At 69.5% G+C, this 17,417-nt stretch carries 20 protein-coding genes; 15 read left to right on the plus strand and 5 right to left on the minus strand.

Annotation, left to right across the window (positions count from 1 at the left end):
• The first annotated feature begins 27 nt into the window (after window positions 1–27).
• On the plus strand, window positions 28–984 hold the full coding sequence (locus ACSUZC_RS21730) for a R2-like ligand-binding oxidase (protein WP_439033201.1): 957 nt from the start codon (window positions 28–30) through the stop codon (window positions 982–984).
• Window positions 985–994: 10 nt separating this feature from the next.
• Here ACSUZC_RS21730 and ACSUZC_RS21735 read toward each other — a convergent pair whose 3' ends face one another.
• From ACSUZC_RS21735 to ACSUZC_RS21755, 5 genes are all read right to left on the minus strand, one after another.
• A complete protein-coding gene (locus ACSUZC_RS21735) occupies window positions 995–1,603 on the minus strand; it encodes an ABC transporter ATP-binding protein (protein WP_439030517.1) in 609 nt (202 codons plus the stop codon).
• Complete coding sequence (locus ACSUZC_RS21740) at window positions 1,600–2,376, minus strand: ATP-binding cassette domain-containing protein (RefSeq protein ID WP_439030518.1); 777 nt, start codon at window positions 2,374–2,376, stop codon at window positions 1,600–1,602. The genes ACSUZC_RS21735 and ACSUZC_RS21740 overlap by 4 nt, the downstream gene beginning before the upstream one ends.
• The gene (locus ACSUZC_RS21745; RefSeq protein ID WP_439030519.1) at window positions 2,373–3,236 is read right to left on the minus strand and encodes an ABC transporter permease; all 864 of its coding nucleotides are present in this window, start codon (window positions 3,234–3,236) and stop codon (window positions 2,373–2,375) included. Before ACSUZC_RS21745 ends, ACSUZC_RS21740 begins: the two co-directional genes overlap by 4 nt.
• Window positions 3,233–4,162, minus strand: coding sequence for an ABC transporter permease (locus tag ACSUZC_RS21750; RefSeq protein ID WP_439033202.1), 930 nt, complete (start codon window positions 4,160–4,162; stop codon window positions 3,233–3,235). Before ACSUZC_RS21750 ends, ACSUZC_RS21745 begins: the two co-directional genes overlap by 4 nt.
• A gap of 128 nt (window positions 4,163–4,290) precedes the next feature.
• Window positions 4,291–5,922 carry an ABC transporter substrate-binding protein gene (locus ACSUZC_RS21755; protein WP_439030520.1) on the minus strand — a complete coding sequence of 544 codons (1,632 nt, stop codon included), beginning with the start codon at window positions 5,920–5,922 and terminating at the stop codon, window positions 4,291–4,293.
• Between the two features lie 95 nt (window positions 5,923–6,017).
• Here ACSUZC_RS21755 and ACSUZC_RS21760 point away from each other — a divergent pair, with 95 nt between their 5' ends.
• From ACSUZC_RS21760 to ACSUZC_RS21825, 14 genes are all read left to right on the plus strand, one after another.
• Window positions 6,018–6,350 (plus strand): ArsR/SmtB family transcription factor, encoded by a 333-nt coding sequence (locus tag ACSUZC_RS21760; RefSeq protein ID WP_439030521.1) that lies wholly within the window; start codon window positions 6,018–6,020, stop codon window positions 6,348–6,350.
• Window positions 6,351–6,372: 22 nt separating this feature from the next.
• Window positions 6,373–7,248 (plus strand): alpha/beta fold hydrolase, encoded by an 876-nt coding sequence (locus ACSUZC_RS21765; RefSeq protein ID WP_439030522.1) that lies wholly within the window; start codon window positions 6,373–6,375, stop codon window positions 7,246–7,248.
• Between the two features lie 58 nt (window positions 7,249–7,306).
• Complete coding sequence (locus ACSUZC_RS21770) at window positions 7,307–7,846, plus strand: MarR family winged helix-turn-helix transcriptional regulator (protein ID WP_439030523.1); 540 nt, start codon at window positions 7,307–7,309, stop codon at window positions 7,844–7,846.
• Between the two features lie 212 nt (window positions 7,847–8,058).
• The gene (locus ACSUZC_RS21775) at window positions 8,059–9,579 is read left to right on the plus strand and encodes an aldehyde dehydrogenase (protein ID WP_439030524.1); all 1,521 of its coding nucleotides are present in this window, start codon (window positions 8,059–8,061) and stop codon (window positions 9,577–9,579) included.
• Window positions 9,580–9,635: 56 nt separating this feature from the next.
• Window positions 9,636–10,034 carry a RidA family protein gene (locus ACSUZC_RS21780; protein ID WP_439030525.1) on the plus strand — a complete coding sequence of 133 codons (399 nt, stop codon included), beginning with the start codon at window positions 9,636–9,638 and terminating at the stop codon, window positions 10,032–10,034.
• 52 nt (window positions 10,035–10,086) lie between these two features.
• The gene (locus tag ACSUZC_RS21785) at window positions 10,087–10,605 is read left to right on the plus strand and encodes a cupin domain-containing protein (RefSeq protein WP_388055898.1); all 519 of its coding nucleotides are present in this window, start codon (window positions 10,087–10,089) and stop codon (window positions 10,603–10,605) included.
• A 40-nt stretch (window positions 10,606–10,645) separates the two neighbouring features.
• Window positions 10,646–11,596, plus strand: coding sequence for a PDR/VanB family oxidoreductase (locus ACSUZC_RS21790; RefSeq protein WP_439030526.1), 951 nt, complete (start codon window positions 10,646–10,648; stop codon window positions 11,594–11,596).
• Between the two features lie 9 nt (window positions 11,597–11,605).
• Window positions 11,606–12,604 (plus strand): VOC family protein, encoded by a 999-nt coding sequence (locus ACSUZC_RS21795; RefSeq protein WP_439030527.1) that lies wholly within the window; start codon window positions 11,606–11,608, stop codon window positions 12,602–12,604.
• Entirely contained in the window at window positions 12,601–13,401 is an 801-nt protein-coding gene (locus ACSUZC_RS21800; protein WP_439030528.1) for an alpha/beta fold hydrolase, read from the plus strand. Before ACSUZC_RS21795 ends, ACSUZC_RS21800 begins: the two co-directional genes overlap by 4 nt.
• Window positions 13,398–14,141, plus strand: coding sequence for an SDR family oxidoreductase (locus ACSUZC_RS21805; RefSeq protein ID WP_388055890.1), 744 nt, complete (start codon window positions 13,398–13,400; stop codon window positions 14,139–14,141). The genes ACSUZC_RS21800 and ACSUZC_RS21805 overlap by 4 nt, the downstream gene beginning before the upstream one ends.
• Before the next feature lie 51 nt (window positions 14,142–14,192).
• Window positions 14,193–14,972: an SDR family oxidoreductase gene (locus ACSUZC_RS21810; RefSeq protein WP_439030529.1), complete on the plus strand. Its 780-nt coding sequence runs from the start codon at window positions 14,193–14,195 to the stop codon at window positions 14,970–14,972.
• Window positions 14,973–15,037: 65 nt separating this feature from the next.
• Complete coding sequence (locus tag ACSUZC_RS21815; protein ID WP_439030530.1) at window positions 15,038–16,732, plus strand: thiamine pyrophosphate-binding protein; 1,695 nt, start codon at window positions 15,038–15,040, stop codon at window positions 16,730–16,732.
• Window positions 16,729–17,187: an alpha/beta fold hydrolase gene (locus ACSUZC_RS21820; protein WP_439030531.1), complete on the plus strand. Its 459-nt coding sequence runs from the start codon at window positions 16,729–16,731 to the stop codon at window positions 17,185–17,187. Before ACSUZC_RS21815 ends, ACSUZC_RS21820 begins: the two co-directional genes overlap by 4 nt.
• Window positions 17,184–17,417 (plus strand): recombinase-like helix-turn-helix domain-containing protein, encoded by a 234-nt coding sequence (locus tag ACSUZC_RS21825; RefSeq protein WP_004018951.1) that lies wholly within the window; start codon window positions 17,184–17,186, stop codon window positions 17,415–17,417. The genes ACSUZC_RS21820 and ACSUZC_RS21825 overlap by 4 nt, the downstream gene beginning before the upstream one ends.

Consider the following 17,417-nt stretch of genomic DNA (forward strand, 5'->3'; position numbering starts at 1 on the left):
TCCCGAAGTGTCTGGCTGGTGACCGGAATGACTCTCATCGAACACAAGGCGCAGGGGCGTCAGGACTTCTCGTCGCTGCGTCAGGGCGGTCTCAACTGGGATTCATTTCCGTTGCGGCTCTTCGTCAAAGGCAACTCCCGGTTCTGGGACCCGGTCGCCATCGACTTCACCCAGGACGCACAGGACTGGGCCGAGCTGTCCGACGAGCAGCGCCGCAGCTCGACCTACCTGGTGAGCCAGTTCATCGCGGGGGAAGAGGCCGTCACCCAGGACATCCAGCCGTTCATGAAGGCGATGGCGTCCGAGGGACGATTCGGCGACGAGATGTACCTGTCGCAGTTCTGCTTCGAGGAGGCCAAACACACCCAGGTGTTCCGGCGGTGGATGGATGCCGTCGGTCTGACCGGCGACCTCCAGGCGTTCGTCGCCGACAACCCGTACTACCGCCGGCTGTTCTACGAGGAGCTCCCCGACTCGCTGCACGCGCTCGATCACGACCCGTCCCCGCGTAACCAGATCCGGGCGAGCGTCACCTACAACCACGTCATCGAGGGCAGTCTCGCGCTGACCGGATACCACGCATGGCAGAAGGTGTGCACCCGATACGGCATCTTCCCCGGGATGCAGAAGCTGATCCGCTTCATCGGCGACGACGAGCGACGCCACATGGCGTGGGGCACCTTCACCTGCCGACGCCACGTCGCGGCCGACGACTCGCTGTGGGAGACCGTCGGCGAGCGCATGAACGAGTTGCTCCCGCTCGCCCTGGGGATGATCGAGTGGGTGAACCAACAGTTCGAGGTCCAGCCGTTCGGCCTCGACAACAACGAGTTCCTCGGCTACGCCGCCGATCGTGCGCAGCGCAGGCTGTCGGCCATCGAGTCCGCCCGCGGACGACCCATCGCCGACATCGACCTCGACTACTCCCCCGAGGTCCTCGAGGACGCGATGGGCGAGGACGACGCGGCGCGCCTGCAGATGTGAGTCGTGACCGTCATCGCCGGTCGAGATCCACGACGCGGTCGGCGCGGGCCGTCACGAGCCCGCGGTTGTGGCTGATCAGCAGCAGGCCGGCGCCATCGTCGACGAGTTCGTCGAGCAGCGTCATCACCGCACGCGCGGCCATCGGGTCCAGCATGGCCGTCGGCTCGTCGCACAGCAGGATGCGCGGCGCCTGCACGATGAGCCGTCCGATACACGCACGCTGTAGCTGACCGTCACTGACCTGGGACGGGTATCGGTCCAGGAGCCCCGCGTCGAGTCCGACGCGGGCCGCGATCGGTTCGGCATCACAGTCGCGTCGCGCGATGGCCGCAGGTTCGGTGACGATCCGCCGCAGCGTCCACCGCGGGTCGGTGACGAGCCGGGGATGCTGGGCGAGTAGCCCGATGTCCCAGGGTCGGCGGTCGTCACCACGCCACTCGACCCGCCCTGCCGCCGCGGGAACCAGTCCGGCGAGGATGCGCAACAGGGTCGTCTTGCCGCTCCCCGATCGTCCGACGACACCGGTGACCGACCCGGCGGGCACGGTCACGTCGAGTTCGTCGAAGACGACGGTGCCGCCGAAGCGGGCGGTGAGGCCGGTGCCGAGCAGCGCGGTCATCGCACCGCCTCGAGGAACTCCGCCACATAGGCGTCGTCGGACGCAGCGAGCGCGTCGAAGCCGCCCTGCGCCACGATGCGGCCGGCGCGCATCACGGCCACCCGGTCGTTCGTGGTGTCGGCCCGCCGGCGCAGCGTCTCGATGTCGTGGGTGATCACCAGTACTGCCGCGCCCCTGAGCGCCGCCGCGGCGAGGAGGTCCCAGATCTCGGCCGCGAGGTGGGCATCCAGCGCCGAGGTGGGTTCGTCGGCGACGAGGATCGCGGGCTCGCCGGCGATCGCGGCGGCGATCGCGGCGCGCTGTGCCATGCCACCGGAGAGCTCGTGCGGGTACAGCCGCAACGCGACGGGATCGAGGTGCACCCGGCGGCAGAGTTCAGCGGCATCGGCCGAACCGCCGAGGGCGGCGATCACCTCGTCGAGCTGGGCACCGATCGTCCGGACCGGGGTGAACGAGGTGGCCGCCGACTGCGGCACATGGCCGACGCGGTGTCCGCGAAGCCGACGCCATCTCGGGTCACGGCCGAGAAGCGCGTCGTCGACGAACTCCTCCCCGTCCAGACGGAGTCGTCCGGTCGCGGCGGACCCGGGAGGCAGGAGCCCGGACAGCACCGCCGCGATCATCGATTTGCCGCAGCCGGACTCGCCGACGAGTGCGGTCATCGAACCGGCCGTCAGGTCGAGTGAGACGTCGTCGAGGACCCGGACCGCGGACCGGCGCCACCGCCCGCGGACGACGATCTCGACGCTCACGTCGTCGAGGCGGGCGCTCACCGCCAGACCTCCCCCGTCGGCGGCAGGGTGAGCCGCCGCAACGAGGCGGCCGCGGCCGCGCACGCCAGTGCCGTCACCATGAGCGCGATGCCCGGCACCGCGAGGGCCCACCACGCTCCGGTGAGGACGTCGCCGCGCGCCTGGCCGAGAAGGGTGCCCAGGCTCGCGGAGTCGGGCGAGAGCCCGACCCCCAGGAAGGACAGGGTCGTCTCGTGCCAGACCGCGTGTGGGAGCAGCACGGTCATGGCGACCAGGATCTGTCCGCTCACAGCGGGCAGCAGGTGCCGGGTCGCGACGAAGGTGCGCGATGCCCCGGACAGCCGCGCCGCCTCGACCCACCCCGACGACGTCGCCTCGAGCAGTTCGGCGCGCACCACCCGGGCCACGGCAGGCCAGTGGGTCAGGGCGATCGACGCGATGATCGCGACCGGCTCGCCCCGCCACATCGCGGCGATCACCACGCCGACAACGAGGTGCGGCAGTGCGTTCACGCCGTCGACGACTCGCATCACCAGGGCGTCGAACCATCCACCCACCGTCACCGATCCGACGCCGATCAGCACGCCCAGCGCCGTCGCGATCACGGCACACAGAGCGGCGATGAAGAGCGAGATACGCAGTCCCTCAGCAGTTCTCACGCCGAGGTCGTAACCCGAGTGATCTGTGCCCAGGCGGGCGTCGGCGCCGGGCGGGAGCAACGCCCCGGCGAAGTCGGCGGTCTGGTCACCCGCCACCAGGGGCACGCCGACGGCGAGAGACGCGATCACACCCAGGACGATCCACGGCGCGAGCAGGAGAGCCCGGTCGCCGAGCGTGCGGGCTCCGGTGTGTGCCGCCGTGGCGTGGGTTCGCTCGGTCATGCCCGCAGCCTGATCCGCGGATCGATCCACACCGCGGCCGCATCGGAGAGGGCGGAACCGACGAGCACCAGGATCGCCGACCCGACGGCAAGCGCGGCCAGCAGCGGGAAGTCGAGTGCCACCGCGGAATCGACCAGTGCCTCGGCCAGCCCCGGCCATCCGAAGATCGCCTCGACGATCGCGGCGCCGGCGATCAGTTCGGGGAGCCGTGTCCCGAGGAGAGCGAGGGTCGGCAGTACCGACACGGGGACGATGTGACCCGTCAGCAGTCTCCGCCCCGCGATGCCCCGGGCGCGTGCAGCGCGTATCGCATCGGATGCGGCGGCGTCGACGACGGCGGCGCGCATGGTCAGCAGCAACCACGGGATCATCGACACGGTCAGGGCCGTATACGGCAGTACCGCATGGGTGAGCAGACCGTCGACCGAATAGTCGTCACCGGGGCGTCGGGCACCAGAGGTCGGCAACCATCCCAGTCCGACCGCGAACACGCTGACCAGGATCAGCGACACCACGAACGGTGGCGTCGCGGCGAGCACGGCGGCGAGCGACGTGCACAGCCGATCGAGCAGGCCACCCCGGCGCATGCCGATGAACGCACCGACCAGGATGGCGACGACCGCCGCCGACAGCAGTGCCGCCGATGACATCCCCAGTGTGAACGGAAGGCGCTGGCCGATGACCTCGACAACGGGTTGTCCCTTCGTCGACGACCACCCGAGGTCGCCGTGGAGCAGGGCACCCCACCAGTTCCACCAGGACCGCAGCCAGTGTTGGTCGAGGTCGTAGGCGGCCGAGACCGCTTGCCGTTGCGCGGGGGTCGCCGACTGGTAGTTGTCACCCAGGTGAGCGGTGAGCGGATCGAAGGGAGACGCCGCGGCGACCGCGAAGATGCCCAGCGACACCAGGACCGTCGTGGGGATCATCAGCAGCAGACGACGAAGCAGCAGCACACCCGTGGCGCGCAGGCGGGACCTCCCCCGCGACGGCTGGCGGGGTGTGTCGACGAGACCTGCTGACCCCGCGGGCGTCTCGGGCGGGGCGACGACCGACGTCACGAGTTCGGTTGCCACGACGGGAAGTTCCACCACGGCCCCCAGGTCACCCCGTGCGAATGGGGCTCGAGGATCGGCGCGTCGTGGTGCCACCCCGCACCGCGGGAGACATAGGTGTGGTGGAGGAAGGCCAGGAACACGTAGGACGGTTGCTCCACATATAGCTGTTGAATTCGCTTGTACCGCAGATCGTTCTCCGGGCCGGGCGCGCTCATGCGTGCCTGATCGAGGAGCGCGTCGAGCCCGGGAGCGGTGAGATCGCCGGGGTTGGCGTACGGCGACGAATCGGGGATGCGGGTGTGCAGAGTGTCGTAGACCTGCGAGTCGATGCTGTACGGCGTCGCCCCTCCACCCAGAAGCACCGCCGCTGTTCCGAGTTCGGAGTCGATGTCGTCCCAGCTGGTGCCGCGGGTCAGCACTTCCACCCCGATCTTCTTCATCGACGCCGCGAACGCGACCGCGAGGTCGCGACGGAGAGTGTCCTGCGCGTTGTAGAGCAGCGGGAACGATGCCCGGTCTGTACCCCGGGTGCGGACACCGTCGGCACCGACCCGCCATCCGGCGTCATCGAGCGCGGCCGCCGCGGCCGTGGGGTCGAAGGCGAATTGTGCACCCGTGTCGTACACGGCGGTCCCGTACACCGAGGCGACCGGCGTACTGGCGGGTTCGCCCGCGCCGGCGAGCACGTCGTCGACGACGCCCTGCCGGTCGACGCCCAGGTTCAAGGCGAGCCGGGCGGCCGGATCGGCGGTGAACGGATTCGTCCCGGGCAGTGAGATCCCACGCCAGTCCGCGGACTTCACCGAGACCACGTCGATGCCGTCGCGACCCGCGAGACCGTCGGCGAGGCGCGGCGGCAGACCGGCGCCGTCGATCTCTCCGGCCGCGATCCGCTGCGCGCGCGTGTTGTCGTCGGGAACGTGGCTGTAGACGATGCGCCGGACCGCCGGACGGTCACCCCGATGATCCTCGCGGGCAACGAGAACCGCCTGATCGGGGTCGAGCGACTCGAGCCGGTACGCGCCCGTCCCCACCGGTTGGGTGTTCAGTGCCCACTCCGCCGCCGGCGCGTTCTCCACCCGCTCGGACGGCACGACGCCCACCAGCAGGTACGGCGACGGGTCGGCATCGGTGTTCATGCGGACCGTGACCGACTGCGCCCCTTCGGCTTCGACGGCGACGATCGGCGCGAAGTCGGTCGAGATCTCCGACGCGACCAGGGGGTCGGCCAGCGCCCGGTAGGTCGCGACGACGTCGGCGGCATCGAAGGCGGTGCCGTCGGAGAACGTCACACCAGTCCTGAGCGGTACCCGCCACGTCCGGGGCGCTATCCGTTCGGGTTTCGACTCGGCGAGCGCCGGGACGAGGTCGGGGACGCGGTCGTCACCGTCGGCTGCCGGGATGAGCAGACCGTCGTAGAGAGGTGAGACACCGAGCTGTGCGTAACCGAGCATCGGGTTGAAGTCGCCCAACTCCTGACTTTCGCCGAGGACGATCTGGTCGGTCGCCGACGCCCGGTCCGACGTCGAGCACCCGGCGAGTGCAACCGTCGCCAGGAGCACCGCGGCCCCGGCAGTGGCCGATCTCCGAACGGTCGACGACGTTCCCCCCACATCTGTGTGCACAGACATATGTTCTCCCGAACACACATTTGCCGCCAACGGAGGCGGTGGTGGACGATGGGCGGCATACCTGCAGACACCCGCCGAGGCGACGAGGAGTACCGGTGACCGACTTCGACCCGGACTCGTGGGCTGCGCGATTCATGCTGCTCAGCGACCCGACGCGGTTGCGCCTGGTCGCCGAGATGCACGCCCGGCCCGGTTCCACCGTCGCCGAACTCGCCACTCGTATCGGCATCACCGAGAACGCCGCCTCGCAGTCGATCCGCAAGCTGCGCGACCAGGGTTGGGTCCGATCGGAGAAAGTCGGCCGCATGGTCCACTACGAGGTCGTCGGTGACGCGATCGTGCATCGCATCCTGCACGACATCATCGGAGTCGGGCACCTCACCTCTCCAGATAGGTCGGATCATGCCCACCCGGTGACAACGGATTAGAACACGTTCTAGTCTGGTCGTCGTGGATGTCACCTTCGATGCGACCAAACGGGAACTGACGACCGACCAGGGCACGCTGCGCTATCACGAGGCAGGCGACGCCGACGCGCCACCGCTGATCCTGTTGCACGGTTCCGGGCCTGGCGTGACCGGTTGGCGCAACTACCGCGGGAACCTCGGGCACTTCGCGCGGACACACCACTGCTTCGTGATCGAGTTCCCCGGGTTCGGGGTGAGCGACGCCGTCGAAGGTCACCCGGTGCTGACCGCCGGCAGTTCGGTCATCCGGTTCATGGACGCACTCGGCATCGACAAGGCCGCGATGATCGGCAACTCGATGGGTGGCGTCGTCGGCATCAACCTGGCGATCAAGAAGCCCGAGCGTGTCGAGAAGCTCGTCACCATCGGCGGCGTCGGCCCGAATGTGTTCAGCCCCAGCCCCAGTGAGGGCCTGCGCCTGCTGCAGGAGTTCACCGACGCCCCCGACAGTGACCTCGACGGCAAACGGGACAAGCTGGTCCGGTGGCTGAACTCGATGGTCTTCGACCGCTCGCTCGTCACCGAGGAGCTCATCGAGGAGCGATGGGAAGCGGCCATCAATCCCGACGCGCAGAAGACGGCGCAGATGATGTACGGCTCAGCGGCTTTCGAGATGCAGCAGCAGTTCATGGCCGCCTCCGACAACCCGCCGTACTGGGCGTCGATGCACAAGGTCGCCTGCCCGACGCTGCTGACCTGGGGCCGCGACGACCGCGTCAGCCCTCCGGACATGTCGATGATCCCGATGCGTCTCATCCCCGACGCGGAACTTCACATCTTCCCCAAGTGTGGGCACTGGGTGATGATCGAGGCCAAGGCCGCCTTCGAGGCAGCCGTCACCTCCTTCCTGACCCGTTGACCCTCCGGGCGGCGCCGGTCCCGCCGCCGACCTCCGGGGATGGGTAACCTCGACCACCATGGATGGTGTCGACGTCATCGTGTCCCACTGGGCCGTGGCCCGTCCCGAGCTCGACGTCTCGGCCCTGAAGGTCTTCGGCCGGCTCCACCGCAGCTTCCTCGTCTACAAGGCGCGCATCGCGTCGACCTTCGACGAGCACGACATCACCGACTCCGGTTTCGACGTCCTCGCCTGTCTGCGCCGAGCCGTCCCCGACCATCGCCTGACCGCGGGCGAACTCGCCGAACAGACCCTCGTCACCACGGGCGGTCTGTCCCTGCGCGTGAAGCGCCTCGAGGAGGCCGGCCTGGTCACGCGCACGCGCGACAGATCTGACGCGCGTGTCGTCTATGTCGAACTCACGCCGGCCGGCTCGGAACTGGTCGATCGCATCGCCGACGAACACTTCGCGAAACTCGAGACGATGCTCGCCGAACTGTCGTCGGATGAGGCGGCCGACCTTGCGAGGCTGCTCGGGAAGCTGGAGCACTCCGCGCGCTTCGCCGTCCTGGGCGACGGTCTCGATCCGGGCGAATCGGATCCGATCGCAGCGCTCTGACCTCTCCGGTCGAAAAATTTTCTGCCGGGCCGTGATGGCCGACACACCCCATGTGACCTGCGTCTCCGCTGTTTCGCCGACGTAAAACCGGCGTTACAGAGCTCTGTACTGCGACTTCCCCGGTTGACCTCTTAGCGCTAAGGCTTTACAACTGTCTTAGCGCAAAGATATTCCTCCGGACCATCTCGGTCTTCTGCCCCGAACGGAATCGCATGCCCCTCGTGACCAGTACCCCCGAACACCTCACGGTCGACTCCCGTGATCTCGACGACCGCATCCACGTCGGCGGCCACTGGGAGGTCGGTGGCGGTGACCTGATCGAATCCGTCGACCCGTCGACCGGCCGGGTCTTCGCGACCCTGCACGCGGCGACACCGGCGGACGTGGACAGCGCGGTCCGGGCAGGTCTGCAAGCTGCGCACGAAAGCGGTTGGGCGAGCGCACTTCCCCACGAGCGCGCCGCGGTGCTGCACCGGATCGGCGACGGGATCGACGCCGCCCGCGATCGCATCGCGCGGCTGCAGACCCTCGACACCGGCAAGACCCTCGGCGAGACGACGGCACTGGCTGTGAGTGCGGCCAACACCTTTCGATACATGGCGGCTGCCGCGGAGACCTCCGACGGCGCGCTCACGACCCCGCGCGGCCCGTGGCTGACGATGTCGACGCATCGTCCGATGGGTGTCGTCGGTGCCATCACCCCGTGGAACTCGCCGATCGCGTCCGACGCCCAGAAGCTGGCGCCCGCGCTCGCAGCGGGCAACGCGGTCATCAGCAAGCCGCCGGTCTGGGCGCCATGGGTGACCTTGCTGCTGGCCCGTATCTGCGAAGAGGCCGGACTGCCGCGCGGCCTGCTCTCGGTTCTGCCCGGCCCTGGTCGGACCGTGGGCGAGGCCATCGTGCGTCACCCCGACGTCGCGAAGGTGTCGTTCACCGGTGGGACGAGCACCGGGCGCCACCTCGGTCGGATCGCGGCCGACAAGCTCATGCCGATCACGCTGGAGCTGGGCGGTAAGTCCCCGACCATCGTCTTCGCCGACGCCGATCTCGAACGCGCCGCGCAGGGCGTGCTGTATGGCATCTTCTCGTCGAGCGGACAGAGCTGCATCGCCGGCTCGCGAGTGTTCGTGCAGCGCAGCATCGTCGAGTCCTTCACCGACGATCTGGTGCGGCGCGCCAAGCAGCTGCGCATGGGCCCGGGTACCGACCCCGGCACCGACGTCGCACCGATGATCTCGGCCGCGCATCGCGACTCGGTGGCCGAGAAGGTCAACCGTGCCATGGCCGACGGCGCCGAAGTGCGCTGCGGTGGCGCGGTTCCCGTCGACGGTCCGCTGGCCGATGGTTGGTACTACCCGCCCACGGTGCTGACCGGGGTGGCCAACACCGACCGGATCAGCCAGGAGGAGATCTTCGGTCCGGTCGCGGTGATCATCCCGTTCGACGACGAGGCCGATGTCGTGGCGCAGGCCAACGACACCGTCTACGGACTGGCCTGCGGAGTGTGGACCGAGGACTACCGCCGCGCCCTGCGGGTCGGCGAGGCCGTCGACGCCGGAACCGTCTGGGTCAACACCTACAAGCAGTTCTCGATCTCGACGCCGTTCACCGGGCTCCGCGACAGCGGGCTCGGTACCGAGAAGGGACGCGAGGCGATTCGCCAGTACTCCGACCAGAAGAGCATCTACCTCGACCGCAGCGACGAGCCGATCGCATGGGGGCGCCGGCCGTGACCGCGCCATCCGTGCATCGCGACGACATCCACACCCCGACGGAAGGAACCACACCCATGACCGCCCCAGCCTCGACCACCGCAGCCTCGACCACCCCAGCCACATCAGACCACGACACCGCGCACCCCTATAGCCCCGCGTTCGCCGTCGCCGGTTTCGGATTCGTCTCCGGCGCACTGTCGGTGGACGAGCACGGCGTGGCCGTGCCGGGTGTCGAGGCCGCACTCGACGCGGCGATGGCCCGGCTCGGCGAACGACTGGCCACCATCGACATGACCCTCGCAGACATCGTCAAGACCACCTATTTCGTCACCGACGTCTCGCTGCGCGATGCCGCGAACCGTCACTACGAGAGCGTCTTCGACGCACCGCGCCCGGCCCGGTCGTTCGTCGAGGTGGCCGCGCTGCCCTATGGCGCGACCGTCGAGATCGAGGCGATCGCCCACTCGTCCTGACCGGACCACCTCCGCACCAATCCCACCCAGAACACCGAGAGGAATCATCACCATGACCGCACCAGAGAAGACCGTCGCCGACCTCGAGCAGCAGATCGACTCGTGCATCGCCAGCCGCGAGACCCGCCACGAGGACTGGGACACACTGGGTTTCCAGGCCGCCGCCGGCGGCGACCGCTTCAAGCGCGCCCAGATCCGCTACATCGGCTCGGGCGCCACCGGCAACCACGAGAACGACAACCGGACCCTGCCGTCGGACCACTTCACGTTCTCCAACATGCGCCTGCCCGCCGGGGCCGTCGGACCCGAGCACACCCACCACGACGTCGAAGAGGTGTTCTTCGTCCTCGAGGGTGAGCTCGAGGTCGCCGTCCACGACGTGGAGGACGGCACCAAGAAGGCGGTCCGTCGTCTCGGTTACCGCGACCTGATCCGCGTGCCCGCCGGCGTCCCCCGCAGCCTCGCCAACGTCGGCGACACCGACGCGCTGTTCTGCGTGATCATCGGCGCCGAGAAGCCGCAGCTGCCCACCTACCCGCCGAGCTCGGAGATGTTCGGCGTCACGCGCTGAGCCTCGTCCTGCCCGTACCCGAACCCGAGAGGTGCCCACCATGTCCGCAGACACGACGAGAGTCCTTCGCGTGCACCAGAAGACCTGGGAGGCCGACGGCGTCACGAGCATCACCCTCGTGGATCCGTCCGGTGCCGAACTCCCGCGCTGGGAACCGGGGTCGCATGTCGCGCTTCGTCTGCCGGACGGGCTCGTGCGGGAGTACTCGCTGTGCTCGGCGCCGGAGGACTCGTCGCGCTGGACCGTGGCCGTCCTCCGGGCCGAGAAGTCCCGGGGCGGAAGCACATATGTCCATGACCGACTGTCCGTCGGCGCCGAGATCGAGGTCGACGGTCCGCGCAACGCCTTCGCCGTCGACCCCGATGCCGCGCACCACATCCTGATCGCCGGCGGCGTCGGCATCACCCCGATCGTCGCGATGATGCGCCGGCTGGAGTCCGAGGGCGGGTCCTGGCGGATGCTGTACGCGGGCCGGTCACGACGGTCGATGGCGTTCGTCGACGAGGTGGCCGCGCACTCGGCGTCGGTCGTTCATGCCGACGACGAGCGCGGCGGATTGCCCGACCTGAGAGCGCTGTTCGAGGACGTGCCGCCCGGATCGGTGGCGTACTGCTGCGGGCCCGGCGCACTGCTCGACGCCGTCGCCGGCGTCGTCCCTCCGGAGATCCCCCTGCGCAGCGAACGTTTCGCCGCGCCGGTCGTCGAGGTGGACACCGGCGGGGACACGGCCTTCGACGTCGTCCTCGAACGGACCGGTCAGCGGATCCCGGTACCGGCCGAGAGGTCCGTGCTCGACGCCCTCGCCGACGCCGGCGTCGATGTCCCCAGCTCCTGCACCGAAGGCATCTGCGGAACCTGCGAGGTCGGGGTCGTTAAGGGCGACCTCGACCACCGCGACTTCGTACTCACCGACACCGAACATGCGAGCGGCCAGACGATGCTTCCGTGCGTCTCGCGTTGCCACTCAGCCGAACTCGTACTCGACCTCTAGGGGAATCCCGTGCTCTACTCCCAGCTTCCCGTTCTCACCGACCAGCCGGTGTGCCGACTGCGCAGCCTGCGGTCGGTCACACTGAGCGTCCCCGATCCCCTGGCCTCGCGGGACTTCTACCACGAGGTGTGGGGACTGAGCACGGTCGACGAGGACGGCGACCGGTTCTGGCTCCGCGCCACCGGCACCGAGCACCACGTCCTGGACCTCTGCCGGGGCGACTCGAACGCCCTGGGCGGCTTCAGCTTCGCGCTGGGGACACCTCGCGAGGTCGACGACGCCGCCCGCGCACTCGATCGGATCGGTGTACCGCTGCTCCGCGAGCCCGGTCCGCTCGACGACGCCGGTGGCGGTTACGGTCTCGCACTGGTCGATCCGGAGGGACGCACCGTCGAGCTGTCGGCGGACGTCCACGCCGTGTCGTCGCAGGAGCCGGCGGGCCGTCGTGCCATCCCGCGCAAGATCGCCCACGTCGTCCTGAACACCACCGACATCGAACGGATCACGGCGTTCTACACCCAGGTCCTCGGAATGCGGGTGTCGGACTGGTCGGAGCGCCAGATGTCATTCCTCCGGTGCAACTCCGAGCATCACGTCATCGCGCTGAACCAGGCGGCGTGGCCGGCGCTCAACCACGTCGCCTACGAGATGACCTCGATCGACCACTTCATGCGCGGCATCGGCAACCTGCGCTCCCACGGGATCTCGCCGCAGTGGGGTCCGGGCCGCCACGGCCCCGGCGACAACACATTCTCCTACTTCACCGATCCGGCGGGGCTCGTCTGCGAGTACACCTCCGAGGTGGCGCAGATCGACGAGGACGCATGGCTGTGCCGGACCTGGCGACGCACGCCCGAACTGTCCGATCAGTGGGGCACCGCAGGCCCGCCGACGACCGCGGTCCGCTCGGCGATGGCCGGCATTCCCGACCACGGTGTGAGCTCCCTGGTGACACCGCGAGACCCCGACTACTTCATCGCCTTGCCCGAACCCGTGGGTGTCGCATGATCACCGCCACACCAGTTCTCGAACGCGTGCACGTCGAGGCCCACCCGTCCGGACGCGAGGTCCGCGGCGAACACGACGCGGTGCTGCTGCACGGCATCGGCGGAGCGGCGTCGTCCTGTGCACCGCTCGCCGCACGACTCGCCGCCGCGGGACTGAACTGCTGGTGTCCCGACGCGCCCGGTTACGGACGTTCCCACGATCCACGCGCCGGCGTCGACCCGGTGGACGAGATCGCCGACGTGGTGCGTGCGCTGTCCCCGGACCGGCCGGTCGTCCTGCTCGGCACGTCCTGGGGCGGGGTGATCGCGATGGCACTCGCGATCCGGCACCCCGGCCTCGTCAGCGCGCTCGTCGTCGCCGACAGCACCCGCGGCTCGGGCACCTCCGCGCACAGGGCGGCCGCCATGCGATCGCGCGTGACCGGTCTCGCCGACCGCGGCCCCGCCGCGGTGGCGGCCGAGCGGGCGGGGGCACTCACCGCCCCGGGCGCCGACCCCTCGATCACCGCCGAGGTCCAGCGCACCATGTCAGCCGTGCGTCTGCCCGGATTCGGGGTCGCGGCGGAGTTCATGGCCGCCACCGACCTCGGCGCCGACCTGGCCTCCATCACCGCACCCACCCTCGTCGTCGTCGGCGAGCACGACACCATCACCGGAGTCGACGAGTCGCGCCTCCTGGCCGAACGCATCCCCGGGGCCGTGCTACGCATCGTCCCCGACGCCGGACACGTCGCCATCCAGGAACGCCCCGGCACGGTCGCCGACCACGTCATGGACTTCCTCGGGAGCCTGCCGTGAACGCCGGCACGGTCGTCGTGACCGGTGGCGGGCGCGGTCTCGGCAGGGCCATCGCCGAGCGGCTCGGCCGGGACGGTCATCGGCTCGTGATCGCCGAACGCGACGCCGAGACCGCCGGTCGCGCGGAGGCCGCACTCCGCGAGAGCGGCCACGACGCGCTCGCCATCGTCACCGACATCGCCGACGTCGACTCCGTGCGGGCACTCGCCGATCGTCTCGACGACGACGGTGACCGGGTCGTGGGGTTGGTCAACAACGCCGCGATCGCCGACGGCGTCGGCGGTGCGACGTTCTTCGAACTCGCCGACGACGAGTTCGGCCGACTGACCGACGTCAATGTCCGCGGCACCTGGTCGGTCACGAAGTACCTGTGGCCGTTGCTCTCCCGCTCTCAGGGCGCTGTGGTCAACATCGCCTCCGACGTCGCCATGTACGGGTCGCCGCGGCTGGTGCACTATGTGTCGTCCAAGGCCGCGGTCATCGGCATGACGCGATCGATGGCCCGCGACGCCGGCCCACACGGTGTCCGCGTCAATGCCGTTGCGCCCGGGCTGATCCGGGTCGAGGCCACCGAGGGTGTTCCCGAAGACCGGTACCGCACCTACGCCGCCGGACGCGCACTCGACCGCGAACAGACCCCGCAGGACGTGGCCGGTGTGGTCCGCTTCCTGTTGTCCGAGGACGCCGCTTTCGTCACCGGTCAGACCATCGTCGTCGACGGCGGTTTCATCTTCCGCTGAACGACGCGGCCCCGCACCACCTTTCCCCACCACCAGCCCCGAGGAGTACCCATGGACCTGCAACTCGCCGGTCGCCGGCTGCTGATCACCGGCGCGAGCTCCGGCATCGGTCTCGCCACCGCCCGGCTCCTCGCCGAGGAAGGCGCGCGGCTGGCACTCTGCGCCCGGGACGAGGACCGCCTTCGCTCCGCGACAGCCGATCTCGCCGCGATCACCGACGTGGTCACCGCCTCGTGCGACGTCACCAGCCGCGCGTCGGTCGACGCATTCGTCGCCACCGCCGTTGATCGCCTCGGTGGTCTCGACGGCGTGGTCTGCAACGCCGGCCGGTCGCTCATGCGGTCACTCGACGAGACCACCGACGAGGAGATCCGTGACGAGTTCGACCTCAAGATCTTCGGCGCCCTGCACGTCATTCGTGCCACCCGTGCCGCGCTCGCGGCGTCGGACCGCGGCGCCGTGGTGATCGTCAACGCCATCCTGTCGCGGCAGCCCGAAACCCGCCTGGCAGTCACGTCCGCGGCCCGGGCGGGCCTGCTGAACCTGTCGAGCTCGCTCGCCGAGGAGCTCGCGACCGACGGGACGCGCGTCAACTCGGTGCTGCTCGGCCTCATCGACACCGGGCAGTGGCAGCGCCGGTTCGCCGAGAGCGGCGCCGACGACTTCGCGGCGTGGAGCGCGGAGATCGCCGATGACCGCGGAATCGCACTGGGACGCTTCGGCTCCGCCGACGAGCTCGCGTTTCCCATCGCCACCCTGCTCTCGCCGCGGAACAGCTACACGACCGGCGCCACGCTCGAGGTCGGCGGCGGGGTGCACCGCTATGTCTGATCGCGCTCTTGCCTGACACGAGTCCCGCCCTCCCCATACGAACCCAGCAACAGGAGATCCATCCGATGACCGAACACACCGAGAACCGCCGACCCACCGGCGGCGACGTCCTCGTCGAGGTGCTGCGCCGGCACGGCGTCACCACCGTCTTCGGGGTCATCAGCATCCACAATCTCCCGCTCGTCGAAGCCGTCGACCGCGACCTCGTGTTCGTCGAGATGCGGCACGAGGCTGCCGCGGTCAACGCCGCCGACGGATTCGCCCGCGCGTCAGGCGGTCTCGGCGTCGCGCTGACCAGTACCGGTACCGGGGCCGGAAATGCCGCGGGCTCGATGGTGGAGGCATTGACCGCGGGCAGCCGCGTCCTGCACATCACCGGACAGATCGAGAGCGAGTTCCTCGCACCCGGCCGGCCGGCCGCCAGTCGCGGGGTCATCCACGAGTTCCCGGCCCAGCCGCAGATGCTCGACGCGATCTCGGCGTACTCCACCACCATCACCGAGGCCAAGGACGTCGAGGCCGAACTCGAGACCGCCATCGCGCGGATCCTCGCCGCACCGTCGGGCCCCGCCAGCGTCGAATGGCCCACGGACCTCCAGTATCTCGCCTCACCGGACGCCCAGCGACCGGCTCCGTCGACGCCGGTCGCACTGCCCGTGGCCGACACCGACGCCATCGCCCGCGCCACCGATCTGCTGCGGAACGCGCAACGGCCTCTGCTCTGGCTGGGTGGCGGGGCCGCCGGTGCCGGTGACCAGGTGGCCGAGCTCGCGCGGAGCCTCGGCGCGGGCATCGTCACCAGCAACTCCGGACGCGGGATCGTCGCCGAGGATGTCCCGCTGGTCATCGGCAACTTCGGCACCACTCCCGCGGTACGAGCGCTGCTCGACGACGCCGACCTGCTCCTCGCCGTCGGCACGCACTTCCGGTCGAACGAGACGGCGTCCTACTCGCTGTCGCTGCCGGCGACCATGATCCAGATCGACGTCGAGCCGACGACGATCGGCCGGGTCTATCCCGCCACGGTAGGACTCACCGGCGATGCGGCACACACGATCACGGCGATCCTCGACCGCCTCGACACGGTCGCCACCGTCGACGAGTGGCCCGCCCGGGTGACAGCGGTCCGTGAGGAGGTCCGGGCCGATCTCACGACCTACATCGGCGGTTACGCCGAGATCTGCACGGCGATCCGCACTGCGCTGCCTCGCCGCTCGGTGATCGCCCGCGACGTGACGATCCCGTCGAGCCAATGGGGCAACCGCCTGCTCCCGATCTACGAGCGCGGCACCAACATCTTCCCGCTCGGCGGCGGCATCGGTCAGGGACTCGCCATGGGAATCGGTGCGGCGCATGCCCGGCCCGACGTCCCTACACTTGTGCTGGCCGGCGACGGCGGACTCGCCGTCCACCTGGGCGAGCTCGCCTCCCTGGCCGGGTCGGGCGCCCCGGTGATCGTGCTGGTCGTCAACGACGGCGGTTACGGAGTGCTGCGGAACATGCAGCAGAAGAACGGCTTCCGACGTTCGGGTGTCGACCTCCACACCCCGCGGTTCGACCTGCTGGCCGCGTCGATGGACATCCCCTACCGGCTCGTGCGGGGTCCGGGCGTCATCGCCGAGGCCCTCGAGGCCGCGGTGCAACGCGGCGGACCGTCGTTCATCGAGGTGGATGTCGAGGCCATCGAGCCCGCTCCCGGCCCGTTCGTCCCACCCGTGCACGTTCCCACCGAGCACAATCCGTCGGGGGCTTCGTCATGACCACCCCGGCCCTCTGGTGGGGTGATGACCTCGCGACGCGGGTGCGTTCGGGAGACCAGGCCCACGTCTTCGCCTCCGGTACCGATGTCGCCGACGCGGTCGCACTTGCCGTCGAGAATCCGGAACTCGTGCTCAGTCTCATCCTGGCCGAGCCCGCACCACTCACCGCGGAGACGACGAAGATACTTCCTTCCGTGCGGGTTCCGACCCTGGTGCTCGCCTCCGCGCCAGACGCCGACACCGATCTCGGTGCGGCGCAGACGCTTGCCGGCGACATCGACAACGGTGTCTTCGTCGTTCTCGACGGCGCCCCCGTCCCCGCGCACACCGAGTGCCGGGAGTCCTTCGAGGAGTGGGCCGTCTCATTCGTCGCGATCGCCGAGGGCCTCGCCGCCCGCGACGGCCGCCTCCTCGCCCAGCCCACCCCACTCATCGACGAAGGAGTTCTCCGATGATGACTCGCCCAGCCCGCGAGCCCTACCTCGAGACGCACCAGACACATCCGGAACCGCTGACCCCCTACGAGCTCAAGCTCGCCGGTTCCGTCACCGAGATCTTCACCGCGGGGGCAACGACTCTCGACGAGGTCACCGACGGCCTGAACGCCCTCGGTCTCCACGGACCCGACGGTGGTCCGTGGACCGCCGAGACCTTCCGCGCCGAGATGCGCAGATTGGGGAAATGA

This window comes from Gordonia terrae (assembly GCF_051789125.1).
GTDB lineage: Bacteria > Actinomycetota > Actinomycetes > Mycobacteriales > Mycobacteriaceae > Gordonia > Gordonia terrae_A.